This is a genomic window from Agromyces sp. NPDC029043 (assembly GCF_055564615.1).
Genome location: NZ_JBVHVX010000024.1, coordinates 26152 through 44376, shown reverse-complemented (window position 1 = coordinate 44376; position 18225 = coordinate 26152). Strand labels below are relative to the sequence as shown.

Below are 18225 nucleotides of genomic sequence, written 5' to 3'. Positions count from 1 at the left end.
GCACCACCCCCTGGGGCGAGACCCGGCTATCCGGCCGCGGCGTACGCGTCGGCCAGCCAGCCGAGCACCTCGGCGTCGACCTGATCGGCATCGGTCAGCTCGAGGTGGTGCATCCACACCTTCGGGGAGGGGTTCACGACCTCCTTGAACCGCGCGGAGTCGAGCCGCACCGGCAGGGCGATCGACAGCACGGCCGGGACCTCGGAGTGGACGTACCGGCCGGGACGCCAGACGAACGCGAAGCCCCGGCGCCTGCGGAACGCGATCTGGCTCTTCGTCACGCTGACCTCGGCGTGCCCGATCGAGGCGACGGCATCGGCCACCGCAGCGTAGAGCTCGAGACCCTGACCTGAACCGTCGAAGAACGCGTCGACGGTTCCCTCACCGCGTCCGACCATGATGCTCCCCTGCGCCGCTACGACAGGATGTCGCGGGTCGCGAAGCGCCACGCGGCGAGCCCGCCGAACACCGCGACGTAGGCCGCCTGCACGAGCGCGTTGTCGATGAACGAATCCCATGACGGCGGCGAGCGCAGGAGGTCGGCGAGGTCGAACCAGCGATCGGTGAACAGCCACGGATGCAGCCACTCGAGCTGCGGGATCGCGCCCGCGATCTGCGCGGCGACGGCGAGGATCGCGGTGGCGGCCATCGCACCGACGGGCACCGTCGTGAGGGTCGACGCGAAGAGGCCGATGGCCGAGAGCCCCAGGAGCGACACCGTCACGTACGCGGCGATGGCGAGGAACCGCAGCAGCCCTTCGCCGACCGAGACCTGCGCGCCCGAGAGCAGGGTCACCGGTCCGATCGGGAACAGCGCCCAGCCGATGAGGGTGCCCACCACCACGACCGTGAGCGCCGCCGCGACGCAGAACGCTGCCGCGACGAGGTACTTCACGACGAGCAGTCGCATGCGGCCGGCCGGGGCGATCAGCAGGTACCGGAGCGTGCCGAGGCTCGCGTCGCCCGCGATCGCGTCGCCCGCGACGACCGCGATCGTGAGCGGGAGGAACAGGGGCGTCGCGACGACGAGCGCGGTGACGCCCACGAAGAGCCCGTTGCCGGCGATCTGGTCGAGGAACGCCGGCCCGCGACCGGGCGAGGAGCCGCCCGCGATGCGGATCGCGATCGCGATCAGGATCGGGATGAGCGCGAGCGCCGAGAGCATCGCCCACGTGCGCCAGCGGCGGAACAGCGTGAGCGTCTCCGAGCCGAGGAGCGAGAACCACGCCGCAGGGCGTGCTGGGGTGGAGGCGGGTGTGTCCAGCGGTGCGCCATCGACGGGGTGGGGTCTCGGTACGGTCGCTTCGCGGGCCGCTCGACCACCCGAGGTCGCTTCAGGCGACGACATCGAAGCCCTCCCCCGTGAGCTCGACGAACCGCTGCTCGAGGCTCGCTCGGCGCACCGCGAACCCGCGCACGCGCACGCCGTCGGCGACGAGCGCGGCCACGATCGCCTCGGGCCCGGGCGCGTCGTCGCCGAGTCGGGCCGCGACGAGGGCGTCGGAACTCGACTCGGCCGCGGGCGCCGCGGCATCCGTCACCAGCCCCAGCCGTGCGAGCACGGCCCGGGCGCGGCCGGGATCGGGGGTGACCACCTCGGCCCGTGACTCCCCCGTGCGACGGAACTCCTCGAGCGTGCCCTGGGCGACGAGCCGCCCGGCGCTCATCACGCCCAGGTGCGTGCAGAGCTGCTCGACCTCGGCCAGCAGGTGGCTCGACACGAACACGGTCGTGCCGTCGGCGGCGAACGAGCGGATCAGCGAGCGCACCTCGCGCGTTCCCTGCGGGTCGAGGCCGTTCGTGGGCTCGTCGAGGACGAGCAGGTCGCGCGGCATGAGGAGGGCGTTGGCGAGGCCCAGCCGCTGCTTCATGCCGAGCGAGTACGCGCCGGCCTTCTTGCCGGCGGCGTGCGACAAGCCCACCCGGTCGAGGGCGGCCGCCACGCGTGCGGCCCTCGTGGAGGGCGGGGCATGCCGGTCGGCCGCGTCGAACCGGCGCAGGTTGGCCGTTCCCGAGAGGAACGGCGCGAACGCCGGCCCCTCGACGAGCGCGCCGACGCGCGGCAGCACGGTGTCGAGGTGTCGCGGCATCTCGGAACCCAGCACGCGCGCCGCGCCATCCGTCGCCCGCACCAGCCCGAGGAGCATGCGGATGGTGGTCGTCTTGCCCGAGCCGTTCGGCCCGAGGAACCCGTACACCGCCCCGCGCGGCACGGCGAGGTCGATGCCGTCGACCGCGGCCTGCGCGCCGAACCGCTTGGTCAGCGCGTGCGTCTGGATCGCGAGGTCGCTCGGCTCCCGCGGGTCGCTCACCGGCGGCCCGTCAGCGACCCGACTCGGCGGCGTACTCGACGAGCGCGTCGACGGGCACCGAGCCGGCGAGCACGCGCCCGTCATCCGTGAAGAGCACCGACAGCAGCGAGGTCTGCACGGCGCGTCCGCCGTCGACCGGTGTCGTCAGGGCCTCGAGGGCGGCGGATGCCTCGGCGAGCCGCTCCTCGGACGGCGCCGCGCCCGGGTCATCCGTGGTCGCGTCGTTCGCCGCGCTCCGATGCTCGGCCAGCGCGGCCAGCGCGGCCGTCGCATCGACCTCGACGACCGTCGCCCAGCCCTCGCCGTGCACGATCGGATGCAGCAGGTCGCCGGACGCGTCGGGGGCGACCCCGTCGTCGCCCTCGGCGCGGGCCTCGGCGTCGGCCTTCCACTGCGCCCACTCCTCGGCGGTCGGGATGGGTACGACCTCCTCGGTCACCGTCAGGTCGTCGGCCGGCTCGAACGCGAACACCGACGGGTCGGGAGCGCTCAAGTCGACGTCGCTGAATCCGACCGAGAACGCCGGATCGGTCGCACCACGCGCGGTGACCGACGCAGCGAGGGCGGCGCCGTTCTCGCCGTCGATCGCGAACCGCACCTCGCCCACCAGCGTCTCGCCGGTGCGAGGCGCGAGCACGAGCTCGTACGCCTCACGTCCGGCGACGCGCCCGTCGGCTCCGACGGTGACCTCGGTGGTCTCGTCGAGCCGATCGAGCGCGCGGTCGAGCAGCTGCTGGGGGGTCGGCAGCTGCTCGCCGTCGGGAAGCTCCGCCTCGGCGCGCGCCCTCGCCTCGGCGGCGAGCCGGTCGGCCTCGGCCTGCGCGTCGGCCTGCAGCTGCTCGAGGTCGGTGCCCTCGGGCAGCGTGAGCCGCGTCGCCGTCTTCGTCTCGGAGTCGACGAACCACGCCTCGTCGGGCCCGAGGTACACGTTGCGCTCGGCGAGCCGATCGAGCACCTGCAGCCGGGCGTGGTCGGCGTCGAGGTAGACGTTCGCGTCGAAGCTGCCGGTCGCCAGGGCGATCAGGTCGTCGAGGCCGGCGGAGGTCGCGCCATCCGCTTCGCCCTCGCCGGCGCCGCCGTCGCCGCCCGTGCCGCCCGTGATGGCGCCGAGGTCGGGCAGCCCGAGCTCGGAGCGCTGCTCGATCGTGCCCGAGAGCGCATCGACGTCGCTCGACCGGGCGAACTCGATGAGCTCCTCGATCGTCTTGTCGGGCAGGTCGACCGCGGCGTTCGCCTGCAGGGGCACGAGCACGGCCACGGCGATCGCGACCGGCACGCCCACGGCGGGGATCACGGTGGTCGCGGGCAGACGGCGTCGCCCGGTGGTGCGTGGGCCCATGCACTCAGGCTACGCCCGCGCGGGCAGGCCCGGGCCGTTCCGAGGCGAACCCACAGGATGCCGCGACTGTTGCCGCGCACCGCGGACGGGTCTAGGGTGCGATCACAGTGACGTCACCAGTTCGGGGGGTAGTGCTCATGACCGAATCCGTCCGCCGCCGATCCGCGCTCCGGGGGCCGGCGCTCGCCCTGACCGCCGTGGTGACGCTCGGGGTCGTCGCCCTCGCGTCGCCCGCCACGGCCGCGCCATCCGCCACGAGCGTCGCGGCCGGCCGACCCGCACCGCCCGCACCGTCGACGTCGACGGGCTACGGCGGCGCCGTGTCCTCCGTCGACGCCGAGGCCAGCGCGATCGGCCTCGAGGTGCTCCGCAAGGGCGGCAACGCGGCCGACGCGGCCGTCGCCACCGCCGCAGCGCTCGGCGTGACCGAGCCGTACAGTGCCGGCATCGGCGGCGGCGGGTACTTCGTTTACTTCGACGCCGCGACCGGCGAGGTCACCACGATCGACGGGCGCGAGACGGCGCCGGCGGGCATGGAGAGCGACGCGTTCATCAACGAAGCGACCGGCGCGCCGTATCCATTCGCGACCGCCCAGTCATCCGGCCTGTCGGTCGGCGTGCCGGGCACGGTCGCGACCTGGGAGGCCGCGCTCGACGAGTTCGGCACGCAGTCGCTCAAGGAGATGCTGAAGCCCTCCATCCTCCTCGCCACGCGCGGGTTCAGGGTCGACGAGACGTTCGTCGCGCAGACCACCGCCAACCAGGCGCGATTCGCGCTGTTCCCGTCCACCGCCGAGCTGTTCCTCCCGAACGGCGCACCCCCGGCCGTGGGCTCCACGTTCACGAACCCCGATCTCGCCAAGACGCTCCGCGAGATCGCCCTGCGCGGCACCGACGCGTTCTACGAGGGCGCGATCGCCGACGAGATCGCCGCGGTCGTGCAACAGCCCGAGAACAGCACGGTGCTCACCGGTTCCATGACCGCGGAGGACATCGCCGACTACGAGGTGATCTTCCGGGACCCGACGCACGTCGAGTACCGCGGCCTCGACGTCTACGGCATGGCACCGTCGTCGTCGGGCGGCACGACGGTCGGCGAGTCGCTGAACATCCTCGAGAACTTCGAGCTGGGGGCCGAGACGCCCGAGCAGACCGTGCAGAGCCTGCACCTCTACCTCGAGGCCACTGCGCACGCCTTCGCCGACCGCGCCGCATACGTGGGCGACCCGGCGTTCGTCGACGTGCCGACGGAGACCCTGCTCAGCCAGGCGTTCGCCGACGCTCGGGCCTGCGTCATCGATCCGGACACCGCATCGACCAAGCCGGTCGCGGCGGCCAAGCTCGACGCGGCCGGCTGCGACGTCGCGGCGGCCGCAGCCGCGCCCGACCGGGGCGTCTCGACGACCCACCTCTCGGTCGTCGACCGGTGGGGCAACGCGGTCGCGTACACGCTCACGATCGAGGCGACCGGCGGATCGGGCATGACCGTGCCCGACCGCGGGTTCCTGCTCAACAACGAGCTGACCGACTTCAACTTCACCCCGATGGTCAAGAACGACCCCAATCTCCCGGCGCCCGGCAAGCGGCCTCGTTCGTCCATGTCGCCGACGATCGTGCTCGACGGTGGCGACGTCCGGTACGTCGTGGGTTCGCCCGGCGGGTCGATGATCATCACCACGGTGACCCAGGTCCTGCTGAACCGCATCGACCTCGGCATGACGCTGCCCGAAGCGGTTGCTGCGCCGCGGGCGTCGCAACGGAACACGGTGGCCGTGTTCGCCGAGCCGGCGTTCCGGGCAGCCTACGAGGCGCAGCTCGCTGCATACGGGCATACGTTCTCGACTTCGGCGGAGATCGGCGCGGTCGCGGCGATCGAGGTCGACGCCGACGGGCTCATGACCGCGGCGGCCGAGCCAGTACGGCGCGGCGGCGGAACCGGACTGGTGCTCGAGCCGGCGGACTGACGACACATCCGGTGGCCGAGGAGGCCGCCCGGCCGTACCGGGACCTGTGCGTCGAAGGGCCTCGGTCCGGCTTGCGCGATCCACTCGACCGGCGAGGTCCGCGCGCGGCCTACTCGACCGCCGATGGCAGGGGAAGGGCCCGCAGGCGCGGCGCGAGGTCGCGCTCGAAGAGCTCCAGGAACCGACGCTGGTCGTGACCGGGTGCGTGGAAGACCAGGTGGGTGAACCCCCACTCCACGTACTGCGCGATCTCGGCGACGACGGCGTCGGGGTCGGTGCCCACGATCCAGCGCCCGGCGATCTCCTCGATCGGGAGGGCGTCGGCGGCCTGCTCCATCTCGACGGGGTCGGTGATGTCGTGCTTCTGCTCCTTCGAGAGCGACAGGGGCGACCAGAAGCGGCAGTTGTCGAGCGCGTCGTCCTCGCGTTCCTCGTACGAGAGCTTGATCTCGATCATCCGGTCGAGCGCCTCGTACGAGCGCCCGCCGGCCTGGGCGCCCTCCTTCACCGCCGGGATGAGCTGGTCGACGTACAGCTCCGGCCCCTTGCCCGAGGTGCAGATGAATCCGTCGCCCGCTCGACCCGCGTACTTCGCCACGGTCGGCCCGCCTGCAGCGATGTACACGGGCACGCCGCCCGCGGGCTTGTCGTAGATCGAGGCGTCGTGGGTCGAGTAGTACTCGCCCTCGAAGCTCACGCGTTCGCCGTTCCACAGCGCGCGCATGAGCCGCACCGACTCGCGCAGGCGCGCGAACCGTTCGCGGAACTCGGGCCAGTCCTGCTCGCCCGCCCCGCGGAAGCCGGTCGCGATCTCGTTGAGCGCCTCACCCGTGCCGAAGCCCGCGACGACGCGGTCGGGGTAGAGCACGCCGAGCGACGCGAACGCCTGCGCGAGCACCGCCGGGTTGTACCGGAACGTCGGCGTCATCACGCTCGTGCCGATCTTCACGATCGACGTGCGCTCGCCGACCGCGGCCATCCACGTGAGCGAGAACGGCGCGTGTCCGCCGGTGTGCCGCCACGGCTGGAAGTGGTCGCTGGTCCACACGGACTCCATGCCGTGCGCCTCGGCGGCGACGGCGATCTCGACGAGCTCGCGCGGGTCGAACTGCTCGGCGCTGGCCTTGTATCCGAGGGTGAGGGTCATGAGGCGGCCTTCCTGTCTGCGCCGGTCGGCGCGATGGGTGTCGAGGTCGAGGTCGAGGTCGGTGGGTCGAGCGGATGCCGCGCGGCCGGCTCCTCGGCGAGGTCGGGCAGGCTCAGCAGCACCGCGGACGTGCGGGCGCCCACGCCGAGTGCGAGGGCCTCGCGGAGTTCGGCGGCCGTGTCGACGTCGCGCCGCAGCCCCGGTGCGATCGCGTCGGGATGCTCGGCCACGAGGTCGGCGAACCCGGCCGCGGCGTGGCGCGCCGCCGAGTCAGCGCCGAAGTGCGCGACGAACGGCACGGCGGTCAGCGCGGTCGCGAGCGTCGTCCCGGTGCCCTCGGCGTCGGGCACGAAGGCGAGCGGATGTCGCGCCGCGACCTCGAGCGCCCGGTCGAGGTCGTCGGCGCGGAGCGCCGGGACATCCCCGAGCAGCACCGCGACCGCTGTCCCGCGGTCGTCGCCGCCCCCCAAGCCATCTCGTGCAGAAACGGTGCCTTCCGGAGCGCCGGTTCCGACCGTTTCTGCGCGAGATGGGAGCGGCGGGAGGGCGCGGGCGCCTGCGACGGCGACGCCGTGCGCGATCGCGGCGGCGAGCCCGCGCGGGCCGACCTCGGGCACCACCTCGACGCCGGGCGCGCCGCGCAGCTCGCGCTCGATCACCGGCTCGTCGGAGACGACGACCACGCGCGCGACCCAGCGGGCGCCGCGCGCCGCATCGACGGTGTCGAGCGCGAAGGCGCGCGCCAGCGCGGCGCGCTCGGCGGGCGAGTGCTCGGGTGCGAGCCGGGTCTTCGCAGCGGTGAGCGACTTGACGGGCACGACGACCGTCCAGCCCGCGCCATCCGCTCGCCCGGCCGAGCCCGGAGACCCGGTCATGTGCGCAGCCCCGGCAGGACGTCGCGCCCGAAGACCTCGAGGAACCGAGCCTGGTCGCGTCCGGCGTTGTGCAGGTAGATGCGCGTGAACCCGAGATCGAGGTGACGTTGCAGGTTCGCGCGGTGCACGTCGGGGTCGGCCGAGACGACCATGCGGCCCGCGAAGTCGTCGGGCCGCACGGTGCGGGCGAGCTGTTCGACCTCGAAGGGCGAGCGGATGTCGCCGCGCGGGAACCGCAGCGCGCCGATCGGCCATTCGGCGAGCGCGTCGGCCATCGCCTCCTCGTCGGTGGGCGCCCAGGCGAGGTTGAGTTGCAGCACCTTCGGCATGCGGGACGCGTCGCGTCCGCCCTCGCGCGCGCCCTCCGCGAAGCGCGCGAGCAGCGCCGCGAGCCGGTCGGCGGGCGCGTTGGTCGTGATGAGCCCGTCGACCGTGCGCCCCGCGCGCCTGGCCGTGACCGGGCCCTGCGTCGCGACGAGGATCTCGGGCGCGCGCTCGGGCATCGTCCAGAGGCGCGACGATTCGAGCTTGAAGTACTCTCCCGAGTGCCGCGCGTCGCGACCCGCGGCCGACGCCGCGAACAGCTTGCGGATGACCTCGACCGCCTCGAACATGCGAGCGATCCGCTCAGCGGGCTCGGGCCAGTACGTCCCGGTGACGTGCTCGTTGATCGCCTCGCCCGAGCCGATGCCGAGCCAGTGCCGGCCGGGATGCATGGCCGCGAGGGTGGCCGAGGCCTGCGCCACGACCGCGGGATGCATCCGGAACGACGGCGTCGTGACGCCCGGCCCGAAGTCGCCCGCGGTCGCGGCGCCGATCGCCCCGAGCACGCTCCACACGAACCCCGACTGCCCGTGCGAGGGCAGCCACGGCTGGAAGTGGTCGCTCGCCATGGTGCCGCGGAAACCGTGCCGCTCCGCGAATGCGGCGAGCGAGACCGCCTCGGCGGGCGGGAACCGCTCGAGCATCACGGCGTAGCCGATGTGGGGGCTGCTCACCCCTCCATCCTGCCCCGATCGGCGGCGCGCAGGGCACGAACGGCGGATGCCGCGCACCCGCGGCCCCGGCGCTCAGGCGTCGCGCAGCACGCCCTCGGACTGCGCCTCGTCGAACCCGGCGCGGTACCCGTCGTCGTACGCCTCGTCGGCGCCCTGGCGGAACATGTCGCGGTCGGCGGGACGCACGATCGAGCGCGCGCCCGGCAGGTCGAGGTCGCCCACGAGATGCCCGAGTCCGCGCACGATCGCGACGGGCACGCCCGCGGCCTTTCCCTTGACGAGTTCGGCGGCGCCCGCGAGCTCGTCGGCCACGCACGGCATGGTCACGGCGAGCGGCTTGCCCGAGGCGTCGGCCTGCCCCCTGAGGTCGTCGAACACGCGCACGCCGGCCGCGCCGATCGCGATGTCGGTCTGCCCCTCGCGCCACGGCCGGCCCAGCGTGTCGGATACGAGCACGCCGACCTGCGCGCCGGTGAGCGAGCGGATGCCGGTCGCGATCGCCCGCGCGGAGGCATCCGGGTCGAGCGGAAGCAGCAGCACCGTTCCCTCGGGCGCGTTGGAGGCGTCGACGCCGGCGGCCGCACCGATGATGCCCAGCCGGTTCTCGACGATGCGCGTGGGCACGCCGCCGGGGTTGTCGCGCGTCGCGACGACGCGGACGGTCTCGTCGCTGATCGCCTGCTCGCGGTCGTCGGCGCGCACGAGCCGTCCCTCGGCCTTGGAGACGATCTTCGACGTGACGACGAGGATGTCGCCGTCGTGGAGCGGCTCGGGGAGCGCGGCCTCGATGATCGCCGCGAGGTCGGCGCCCGCGGCGATCTCGGGCAGGCCCTCGACGCCCTCGACGCTATACCTCACGCTGCACCCTCCGATCGCACCCCTCGGGAACATCTTGGCAGCACGGCACGCGCGCTGACAGACTGCGGGAAGGCGCGCGTGCGCCGTCCCGGGGGAGGGTCGATGAGCGAGTCCGTCATGCCGGCGAGACGCCCGGTGATCGTGTGGGACCTGGTCGTCACGATCGTGCTGCTCCTGCTGATGGCCGCCCTCGGCTTCGTGCTGTTCTTCTTCTCGTTCTTCCTCGCCTTCGCGAGTGACTCGTGCGGCGCGTCGTCGACCTGCGACACCGACCGCATCGCGACGGGCATGCTCGTGGCGATGATCCTGCCGATCGGCGTCGGCGTGCTCGCGCTGATCGGCGCCGTCGTCGTGCTCGTGCTCAAGCGCATCGCGTTCTGGATCCCGATCGCGGGGATGCTGCTGATGGTCGGCGCCTTCGCCCTCGGCGCGGCGATCACGACGAGCGGCGTGCAGCCGAACGCCTGAGCCGGCCGCGCTGCACCAACGCCGGGTCGGGCACAAGGGCCTGCAGTGCCGGATGGCGCGGCGGTAGCATCCCGGCATGGCGTACGACCCAGCACGAGAGACGCTGTCCGACGACGGCAACCCCGACGAGTACCGTGACGAGACCCCGGGCGAACGTCTCGACCGCAAGTGGAACGACATCCTGCAGGAGCTCCGCGTCGTGATGACGGGCACGCAGCTCATCACGGGCTTCCTGCTGGCCGTGGCGTTCCAGCCGAAGTTCGCGGAGCTGGAGCAGCGCGAGGTCACGCTCTACCTGGTCCTCGTGGTCCTCGCGACGCTCTCGACGATGCTGGGCCTGGCCCCCGTGATCCTGCACCGCCAGCTCAGCGGGCAGAAGCAGAAGGAGCGTGTCGTCCGGATCGCGAACGGGCTGCTGCTCGCCCTGCTCGTGGTCGTCTCGCTCGTCGCCGCGGGCGTCGCGATGCTCATCTTCGACGTGACGGTGAGCCCCGAGGCCGGCTACACCGCCGGGGCCTTCTCGCTCGTGCTCCTGCTGCTGCTCTGGCTGGTCGTGCCGCGCATCGGCAAGCGGGAGCCGCGCGACTGAATCCGAGTGCGGGGCCGGAGGTCGAGCCCGCCGGGCGCGGTCGGGTCGGCGGCCGACCCTAGGCTTGACTCCATGCGCATCGCCACCTGGAACGTCAACTCGATCCGCACGCGCTTCGGCCGCGTCGTCGACTTCCTGGTGCGCGAAGACGTCGACGTGGTCGCGATGCAGGAGATCAAGTGCACCGCCGAGCAGTTCCCGCACGAGGCCTTCGAGTCGGCCGGATACGAGGTCGCGATCCACGGGTGGAACCAGTGGAACGGCGTCGCGATCGCGAGCCGCTCGCCGATCGCCGACGTCGTGACCGAGTTCCCCGGAATGCCCGGGTTCCTCAAGGGTCGGGAGGGTCCCGACCTTCCGAAGGAGGCGCGCGCGATGGGGGCGACGGTCGACGGCGTGCGGATCTGGAGCCTCTACGTGCCGAACGGGCGCTCGCTCCGCGACCCCCACTACACGTACAAGCTCGACTGGCTCGCGGCGCTCGCCGAGCACACGCGCGCCGAGACGACCGCGCATCCCGAGGTGCCGTTCGCGCTCATGGGCGACTTCAACATCGCGCCGCTCGACGAGGACAACGGCGACCCCGCCGTGGTCGAGGGACTCACCACGCACGTGTCGCCGCCCGAGCGGCAGGCGTTCTTCACGCTGGAGGATGCGGGCGTGACCGACGTCGTGCGCCCCCTCGTGCCCACGGGGTACACCTACTGGGACTACAAGCAGCTGAAGTTCGTGCGCAACCAGGGGCTCCGCATCGACTTCATCCTGGGTTCGGCCCCGTTCGCCGAGGCCGTCACGGCCGCCACGATCCATCGCAACGAGCGCAAGGGGGATGCCCCGAGCGATCACGTGCCCGTCCTCGTCGACCTCGAGCTGAGCCGCGACGACGACGACCTGCCGATGATCTTCGGCTGAGCCGAGCGCCGCCGGGCGCCCTCCGCTCGGAATGCAACCCCCGGGCGCACGTTCAGACGAAGCGGCTACCCTTCGTCTGATGGAGTCACCCACCGAGCAGGTCCCGGCGGCCGCGGTCGACCCGCTGGTCGGCGCGACACTCGACGGCCGGTACCGCATCGACGGCCTCATCGGCCGCGGCGGCATGGCCGCGGTGTACCGCGCCGACGACCTGGCGCTGGGCCGGCGCGTCGCCGTGAAGGTCTTCACGTCGTCGACCGAGGGCATCGACGACGCCGACCGCAGGCGGTCGGAGACGGCCCTGCTCGCGAGCCTCACGCACCCCGCACTGGTGACGCTGTTCGACGCGGCGAAGGATCCCGAGACCAACCGCGAGTTCCTCGTCATGGAGCTCGTCGACGGTCGTGACCTGCGCGAGATCCTCACGGCAGGACCGATCGCGCCGGCCGACGCGACGCGCATGCTCGCCGACCTCTCGGAGGGCCTGCACGTCATCCATTCGCGCGGCATCGTCCACCGCGACGTCAAGCCGGCGAACGTGCTGCTCGCGCCCGCGCACCTGCCCACGCGACGTTGGAACGCCAAGCTCGCCGACTTCGGCATCGCGCGGCTCCTCGACGAGTCGCGCCTGACCGCGACGGGCCGGATCATCGGCACCCCGGGCTATCTCAGCCCCGAACAGGTGCGCGGCGAACCGGTGGGCAGCTCCGCCGACGTCTACTCGCTCGGGCTGCTCATGCTCGAGGCGCTGACGGGCGAGCAGCCCTTCCCCGGCCCGGCGCTCGAGTCGGCGAGCGCACGACTCGTCCGCGACCCGGTCGTGCCGACCGCGTTCGGGTCCGACTGGGCCGAGCTGCTCACGGCGATGACCACGCGCGACCCGGGCCGCCGGCCGACCGCACTCGACGTGGCGCTGGCCGCGCAGTCGCTCCACGCCTCGGCGACGACCACGGCGGCGGGCGCCGGCGGCTCCCCGCTCGGCCCGAGCGGCGCGGGGCAGCCCACGCAACTCACGCACCCGCCGGCCGCCGAGGGCGATACGCGCATCATCACCGCCGCGCCGGCCGGTTCCGCCGGCGCCCCGGCCGCCGACTCCACGGCGGCCCCCGTGGCGCAGCCCGGGCCCGTCGGTGACGACGACGATGCCACGGCCGCCACGCGCGTGCTCACCGACGTCGGGCTTCCGGAGGACCGCGGGCGCGCGGCCGACGAGCCGTCCGGTGGCGCGCCGGGCGGCCGCGTCCCGCGGTGGGCGGTGATCGCCGTCGCGGCGGTCCTCGCCGTGCTCGCCGGCGCCGTGCTCATCCCGAGCCTCGCGGGCGCGTTCGGCGGCGCCGAGGAACCCGCGTCCACGCCGACCCCGACGCTGCCGAGCGTGCCCGGCGACCTCGGCGTGCACCTGGAACAGCTGGAGGAGGCGGTGACGCCATGACGAGCCGATTCCGCCGCGCGATCGCCGCGGCATCCGTGACCCTCGCACTGGGCGTGGCCGGAGGCCTCACCGGGTGCGCGCCCGAGCCCGAGATCGCGGCGGAGCAGTCGCAGGCGTACCGCTCGCAGGTCGTCGCCATCGCCGAGTCGTCGGCGGCCGGCGACTACGGGGCCGCGCTCGCCGCGCTCGACGCCCTGCAGGCCGAGATCGATGCGGCCGCGGCCGACGGCACGCTCAGCGGCGACCGCGAGGACCGGATCCGCGAGGCGATGACGCTCGTGCGCGCCGACCTCGACGCCGCGATCGCCGCGGCGACCCCGCCCGAGCCCGCGCCGACCGAGACGGTCGACGACGGAGCCGACGACGGGGCCGTGGTCGACGACGGCGGTGACGACGCCGACGAGGAGGACTCCTCCGGGCCCGGCAACGGCGACGACAGCGGGAAGACCGGCAAGGGCGAGGACAAGGGCAAGGGCAAGGGCAAGGACTGACCCGGGCGGCGACCGCCCCGGCGGATCAGCCGCGTCCGCGGAACTGCTCCATCGAGCGGTACACGCCGAAGCCGTCGCCGACGACGCGATCGAACACGCGGGTCGGCAGCAGGGCGCGCAGCGCACGCGACAGCCGCACGGTCGCGGGCAGCTCCACGAGCGGCCGACCCGCGAGCATCGCCCGCCACACGCGGTCGACGACGACCTCGGGCTCGAGGATCGGTGCGAGCAGGGGTCCGCGCGCGCCGTGGAACATCCCGGTCGAGATGTACGAGGGCGTGACCGTGGTGACCTTCACGTGCGCGTGCCCGGCCTGCTGCAGCTCGAGCCGCAGCGAGTCGCTCCATCCGTTCAGGGCGGCCTTGGATGCCGCGTAGACGGCCATGCGCGGATTCGCGAGGGTTCCCGCCGCGCTGCCGATGTTCGCGATGCGCGACGGGCGACCCGACGCGATCATCGCGGGCAGGAACTCGCGCGCGACGTACATCGGCGCGAGCGCGTTGACGAGCATCGTGGGCCGCACGTCGTCGCCCGCGTGGTTCTCCCAGAAGTAGCGGTTGCCGCGCACGATGCCGGCGTTGTTGACCAGCACATCGGGGTCGCCGAGCTCGCGCCGCAGGCTGTGGGCGGCCTTCGCGATCGCGCCGAGCTCGGAGACGTCGACCCGGTACGAGCGCACGTGCGTGCGTCCGAGGGCGAGGCCGCCGAGCTCGTCGGCGGCGCGCGCGAGCGCCGCCGCGTCGCGATCCCACAGCACGACGGACGCCGCCCCCTCGATGATCGCGCGTTCCGCGAACAGGCGGCCCATGCCGCCGGCCGCGCCGGTGATCAGGATGTGCGCGCCTCGCGCGGTTCTCGCCATTGCGACATTCTCGCAACCCGCAGGCCGTTCGCCCCTTCCGGTCCCCTGGCCCTCGGCCTACCGTGCGTGGCATGGTGGCGCCGACTCCCGCGCGCACCGGGTGGGCCTCCGACCGCGCGACGTACCTCGACAACCTCAAGGTGATCCTCATCGGCGCGATCATCGCGATCCACGGCGTGCTCGGCTACGTCGGATCGGACCAGTGGTGGTCGTACGCCGACGTGCAGGAGACCGCCCTCCACCCCGTCACCGAGATCGTGCTCGCCGTGCTGGTCGTGCCGTTCGGGCTCTTCATGATCGCGCTGCTGTTCCTGGTGGCCGGACTGCTCACTCCGCCGTCGTTCCGGCGGAAGGGGGCGCGGCGCTTCGTCGTCGATCGGCTCCTGCGACTCGGCGTGCCCTTCGCGCTCTTCACCTTCGTGATCTGGCCCGCGCTCATGTACGCGCTGTACCGGCCGTTCGGCGCCGCGCCGGGGTCGTTCATGGAGGAGTACCTGAGCGACGAGGGCTACATCGACACGGCGCACCTGTGGTTCCTGGGCGTGCTCCTGGTCTTCTCGCTGGGCTATGCGGGCGTCGCCTGGCTGCGCGGGCGGCGGACCGAGGCGCGAGCCGGAAACGACGACCATCGGTCGCCCCGCGACATCCGGCTCTCGCACCTGGCGGCGCTGGCCGTGGCGACCGCCGGCGCGACCTTCCTGGTGCGGCTCGTGTTCCCGTTCGGCAGCGAGTGGTATGCCGACCTCAACTTCTGGGAGTGGGCGGGATGCCTCGCGCTGTTCGGCCTCGGTATCGCCGCGTCGGCGCGCGGGTGGCTGCGGGAGGTGCCCGCGCCCCTGGTGCGCGGCAGCCTCATGATCACCATCGTCGCCGGCCTGGCCGCGGCGGTGCTGCTGTTCCTCGCCCTCAGCGGCGGCTGGACCGACCTGATGTTCGGCGGATGGGGCTGGCCGGCGCTGCTCCTCGCGGTCGTGGAGAGCGCGCTCATGGTGTTCGGGTCGGTGTGGCTGCTGGGCGCTGCGCAGCGGCACCTCGCCCGGCCGATCCGCGGCGGCGCGGTGCTCGGCCGGAGCGCCTACGGCGCGTTCCTCCTGCAGGGCTTCGTGCTGATCGGGCTCGCGGTGGCGCTGCGGCCGATCCCGCTCCCGGCCGAGGCGAAGGCGATCCTCGTCGCGGCGGGCGGGGTGGCGGGGTCGTTCGCGCTCGCCTGGCTCCTCGTCAGCCGGGTGCGGTGGCTCGCGAGGATCATCTAGCCACGTCGCCCGCCGGATGCCACGATGGTGCGATGATCGCCGATCGCGTGGAACTCGTGCTCAAGAGCGACGCGCAGGTCGCCGAGTGGCTGCCCGTCGCCATGGCCCACTACGAGCAGGCGCGTATCGAGGCCGGCGACTCCCCCGAGCAGGCCGCCGCCGGCCGGCGGGCCTCGGAGGAGCGCTTCTTCCCCGACGGGCGGATCGTGGCGGGCCAGCTACTCCACACCATCCGCCTCGACGGCGAGGATGCCGGATGGCTCTGGCTCGGCCCGTGGGACGACGGCGGATCGCTGTGGTGGGTGTGGGACCTGATGGTGCATCACGGGTATCGCCGGCGCGGCGTCGCCCGCCGCGCGATGATCGCCGCCGAGGAGATCGCGCGCGAGCACGGCGCGACGTCGCTCATGCTCAACGTGTTCTCCTACAACGAGGGCGCCATCGCCCTCTACGAGGCGCTCGGCTACCGCACCGCGTCGGTCCACATGGCCAAGCGGCTCTGACGACGCTCGCGGCGCGCCGACCGCGACCGGCCGCGCCGCCTCAGTCGGCGAGGGGCACGACCTCGACCCGATCGCCCGGGCCGGCGAGCACGAGCACGCGTCGTGCGGTCACGCCGTCGAGGGCGGCCACGAGGGCCGCGACATCCGGCGCCTCGCCCGCCTCGGCCAGGGCACGGTGCCACACCGTCACCGAGGCCCCGGTGGACTGCGCGACCGCGCGTTCGAGCGCGTCGGCGTCACCCGCCGCGACGAGCACGACGCGACCGATGCGGCGCCCCGGCACGAGCCCGTGCTCGGCGATGACCGCCCGGTCGCGCCGCCACACCGCGAAGTGGTACGCGAACACGAGGGCCGTCGCAACCAGCAGTCCGAGCGGCGCGCGGATGCGATCGACGAGGCTCTCGCTCGTGGCCGGATCGAGCGCGAACTCGAAGAGGCGGTAGCCGACCACCAGCAGCGCGACGAGCGCGACGACCGCGCTGATGCCGAACACCACCACGAGGTAGACCCGGCGCCCGGTGTCGGCCGTCTCGGCCGGCTGGACCCGTCGCGTCGGCCGCCAGCTCAGCCACCACACGGGCCCGCCGACGAGGAGCGCGCTGAGGCCGCCGAGCAGCAGCGTGCGGGTGCCGGATGACGCGAGCGGGTCGGCCAGCGCGGCGAGCGCGGCGTTGAGCACGACGCCGATGCCCGACGCCGCCGCGACGAGGCCCAGCCCGGACATGACGAGGCGCGCGGCACGGCGCGTGCGTTCCGAGCGCTCGAGCGCGATCCGCCGGTGGTACACCCAGGCGAGCGCCCCGACGGCGGCGGCCGCGATCGCGGTGCCGAGCGGTTCGAGCACGGCGATCGCCGGCTCCGCCGGATCGAAGAGCAGTCGGAGCCCCGTGAACAGGGGCGTTCCGATGCCGCCCAGCATGACGGCGGCGGTCGCGAGCACGCCGACCACGACGAGTGCCACGTCGGCGAGCGCCGTGACGAGCTGCCGCGTGCCGTCGCGGAACCAGTGCCAGGCCCAGATCGCCCCTCCGAGGAGCACCGAGACCGTCGCCTCGAGGGGCAGCCGCCACCACGGGCCTCCGGCGATCGCGACCGCGACCGTGCCGCGGATGGCGGCATCGAGCAGGGACCCGAGCGCCGCGACGGCGCCGCTGATGCCGAGCACCAGCCCGTACACGGAGGCGACCACGGCCGGCACGGTCGCGAGCCGGACGGGGCCCTTGCGCGGATGGCGCAGCATCCACCGGTGCCAGGCCCACACCAGCGCCCAGGTCAGCGCCGTCGCGACCTCGGCGGCCGGCCAGCGCCTCCCGATGAGCGACCCGGTGGCGCCGAGGAGCGCCGAGGTCGCCACGATGAGCGAGACCGGGTACACGACCGCGAGGTACAGCCCCCACGCGAGCGAGGTCCGCTCGGTGTCGTCGGCGAGGCGACGCCACACCGACCACCACAGGACCGCCGCGAGCGGACCGCCGATGAAGGTGAACGCGAGCGCGAGGGCGAGGTCGGTCGTGCCGCCGAACGCGAGCGGCTCGGCGAGGTCGAGGAGGCGCTCCAGGAGTCCCGCGACGCCCACCGCCGCGATCGTCACCAGCACCGCGAGCAGCGTGTACACGATCAGGCGGCGCACCGTGCGCTGCGCGGAGCCGCCGGGCGCAGGCTGCGGGTCGGCGGGACCGGCCGCCGGCTGCCGTGCGGTCGAGCCGGTCATCGGGTCGCCCCCGTCGGATCGCAGATGGTGAGCGGCCACGGAGCCCGTTCGATGAGCCATCCGTCGCCGTCGCGCACGAGGTCGAACACGCCCTCCTCCTCGTACTCGTCGGTGCCGAGCATGCCGCCGCCGTAGGTCGTGACGATGCGCACGTCGACGTCCGCGGAATCCTCCCGCTCCTCCGTGTCGATGAGCGTCACGCGAATGCTGCCGGCCGGCCTCGCCTCGATGCGCACGCAGTCGTCGGCGACCTCGGGCACGAGGTACGCCCTCGCGGCTTCCTCGTCGCCGTCGATGACCGCGGCCGCGTAGCGCTGCACGACGCCCTCGGGCGTGGACTCGTCGAGCGGTTCGGGCTCGCCGCGCGTCAGCACGACGACGAGGGCGATGATCACGAGGGCCGCGATCACGCCGAGGATCACGAACAGCGTGCGGTCGGCCTTGGCCGGAGTGGGGTCCATGTCCGCCAATCATGGCCGGAGACGGCCCCGCGGCGCACGGACCAGGTCAC

At 73.4% G+C, this 18225-nt stretch carries 19 protein-coding genes; 8 read left to right on the top strand and 11 right to left on the bottom strand.

Going from position 1 to position 18225, the window contains the following annotated elements:
* Window positions 1–26: 26 nt before the first annotated feature.
* The 4 genes from ACZ4TW_RS21345 to ACZ4TW_RS21330 are packed head-to-tail and all read right to left on the bottom strand — an operon-like array spanning window position 27 to window position 3651.
* Window positions 27–398, bottom strand: coding sequence for a DUF5655 domain-containing protein (locus ACZ4TW_RS21345; RefSeq protein WP_465546161.1), 372 nt, complete (start codon window positions 396–398; stop codon window positions 27–29).
* A 17-nt stretch (window positions 399–415) separates the two neighbouring features.
* Window positions 416–1348 carry an ABC transporter permease gene (locus ACZ4TW_RS21340; protein WP_465546159.1) on the bottom strand — a complete coding sequence of 311 codons (933 nt, stop codon included), beginning with the start codon at window positions 1346–1348 and terminating at the stop codon, window positions 416–418.
* Window positions 1335–2312, bottom strand: coding sequence for an ABC transporter ATP-binding protein (locus ACZ4TW_RS21335; RefSeq protein ID WP_465546157.1), 978 nt, complete (start codon window positions 2310–2312; stop codon window positions 1335–1337). Before ACZ4TW_RS21335 ends, ACZ4TW_RS21340 begins: the two co-directional genes overlap by 14 nt.
* Window positions 2313–2322: 10 nt before the next feature.
* Window positions 2323–3651, bottom strand: a complete 1329-nt coding sequence (locus ACZ4TW_RS21330; protein WP_465546155.1) for a LolA family protein — start codon at window positions 3649–3651, stop codon at window positions 2323–2325.
* A gap of 137 nt (window positions 3652–3788) precedes the next feature.
* On the opposite strand from ACZ4TW_RS21330, the gene ggt reads away from it, so the two are divergent.
* Window positions 3789–5615: a gamma-glutamyltransferase gene (gene ggt / locus ACZ4TW_RS21325; protein ID WP_465546153.1), complete on the top strand. Its 1827-nt coding sequence runs from the start codon at window positions 3789–3791 to the stop codon at window positions 5613–5615.
* Window positions 5616–5724: 109 nt separating this feature from the next.
* Here ggt and fgd read toward each other — a convergent pair whose 3' ends face one another.
* From fgd to cofE, 4 genes are all read right to left on the bottom strand, one after another.
* Complete coding sequence (gene fgd / locus ACZ4TW_RS21320) at window positions 5725–6762, bottom strand: glucose-6-phosphate dehydrogenase (coenzyme-F420) (protein WP_465546151.1); 1038 nt, start codon at window positions 6760–6762, stop codon at window positions 5725–5727.
* Window positions 6759–7637 (bottom strand): hypothetical protein, encoded by an 879-nt coding sequence (locus tag ACZ4TW_RS21315; protein WP_465546149.1) that lies wholly within the window; start codon window positions 7635–7637, stop codon window positions 6759–6761. Before ACZ4TW_RS21315 ends, fgd begins: the two co-directional genes overlap by 4 nt.
* Complete coding sequence (locus tag ACZ4TW_RS21310) at window positions 7634–8635, bottom strand: TIGR03557 family F420-dependent LLM class oxidoreductase (protein WP_465546147.1); 1002 nt, start codon at window positions 8633–8635, stop codon at window positions 7634–7636. The genes ACZ4TW_RS21315 and ACZ4TW_RS21310 overlap by 4 nt, the downstream gene beginning before the upstream one ends.
* A 72-nt stretch (window positions 8636–8707) precedes the next feature.
* A complete protein-coding gene (gene cofE, locus ACZ4TW_RS21305; protein ID WP_465546145.1) occupies window positions 8708–9526 on the bottom strand; it encodes a coenzyme F420-0:L-glutamate ligase in 819 nt (272 codons plus the stop codon).
* A 69-nt stretch (window positions 9527–9595) separates the two neighbouring features.
* On the opposite strand from cofE, the gene ACZ4TW_RS21300 reads away from it, so the two are divergent.
* The 5 genes from ACZ4TW_RS21300 (at window position 9596) to ACZ4TW_RS21280 (ending at window position 13385) form a co-directional block, all read left to right on the top strand.
* Window positions 9596–9961: a hypothetical protein gene (locus ACZ4TW_RS21300; protein ID WP_465546143.1), complete on the top strand. Its 366-nt coding sequence runs from the start codon at window positions 9596–9598 to the stop codon at window positions 9959–9961.
* Window positions 9962–10037: 76 nt separating this feature from the next.
* Window positions 10038–10550 carry a DUF6328 family protein gene (locus tag ACZ4TW_RS21295; RefSeq protein ID WP_465546141.1) on the top strand — a complete coding sequence of 171 codons (513 nt, stop codon included), beginning with the start codon at window positions 10038–10040 and terminating at the stop codon, window positions 10548–10550.
* A 72-nt stretch (window positions 10551–10622) separates the two neighbouring features.
* The gene (locus ACZ4TW_RS21290; RefSeq protein ID WP_465546139.1) at window positions 10623–11462 is read left to right on the top strand and encodes an exodeoxyribonuclease III; all 840 of its coding nucleotides are present in this window, start codon (window positions 10623–10625) and stop codon (window positions 11460–11462) included.
* A gap of 79 nt (window positions 11463–11541) precedes the next feature.
* Window positions 11542–12894: a serine/threonine-protein kinase gene (locus ACZ4TW_RS21285; protein WP_465546137.1), complete on the top strand. Its 1353-nt coding sequence runs from the start codon at window positions 11542–11544 to the stop codon at window positions 12892–12894.
* Window positions 12891–13385: a hypothetical protein gene (locus tag ACZ4TW_RS21280; RefSeq protein ID WP_465546135.1), complete on the top strand. Its 495-nt coding sequence runs from the start codon at window positions 12891–12893 to the stop codon at window positions 13383–13385. The genes ACZ4TW_RS21285 and ACZ4TW_RS21280 overlap by 4 nt, the downstream gene beginning before the upstream one ends.
* 25 nt (window positions 13386–13410) lie before the next feature.
* On the opposite strand, the gene ACZ4TW_RS21275 is transcribed toward ACZ4TW_RS21280, so the two are convergent.
* The gene (locus ACZ4TW_RS21275) at window positions 13411–14247 is read right to left on the bottom strand and encodes an SDR family NAD(P)-dependent oxidoreductase (protein WP_465546133.1); all 837 of its coding nucleotides are present in this window, start codon (window positions 14245–14247) and stop codon (window positions 13411–13413) included.
* Window positions 14248–14318: 71 nt separating this feature from the next.
* On the opposite strand from ACZ4TW_RS21275, the gene ACZ4TW_RS21270 reads away from it, so the two are divergent.
* Together ACZ4TW_RS21270 and ACZ4TW_RS21265 are read left to right on the top strand one after the other, a co-directional pair.
* Window positions 14319–15500: an acyltransferase family protein gene (locus ACZ4TW_RS21270; RefSeq protein WP_465546131.1), complete on the top strand. Its 1182-nt coding sequence runs from the start codon at window positions 14319–14321 to the stop codon at window positions 15498–15500.
* A gap of 32 nt (window positions 15501–15532) precedes the next feature.
* Complete coding sequence (locus tag ACZ4TW_RS21265) at window positions 15533–16003, top strand: GNAT family N-acetyltransferase (protein ID WP_465546129.1); 471 nt, start codon at window positions 15533–15535, stop codon at window positions 16001–16003.
* A 40-nt stretch (window positions 16004–16043) separates the two neighbouring features.
* On the opposite strand, the gene ACZ4TW_RS21260 is transcribed toward ACZ4TW_RS21265, so the two are convergent.
* Entirely contained in the window at window positions 16044–17714 is a 1671-nt protein-coding gene (locus ACZ4TW_RS21260) for a DUF5671 domain-containing protein (RefSeq protein ID WP_465546127.1), read from the bottom strand.
* Window positions 17711–18175 (bottom strand): LpqB family beta-propeller domain-containing protein, encoded by a 465-nt coding sequence (locus ACZ4TW_RS21255; protein WP_465546125.1) that lies wholly within the window; start codon window positions 18173–18175, stop codon window positions 17711–17713. The genes ACZ4TW_RS21260 and ACZ4TW_RS21255 overlap by 4 nt, the downstream gene beginning before the upstream one ends.
* Window positions 18176–18225: the final 50 nt, after the last annotated feature.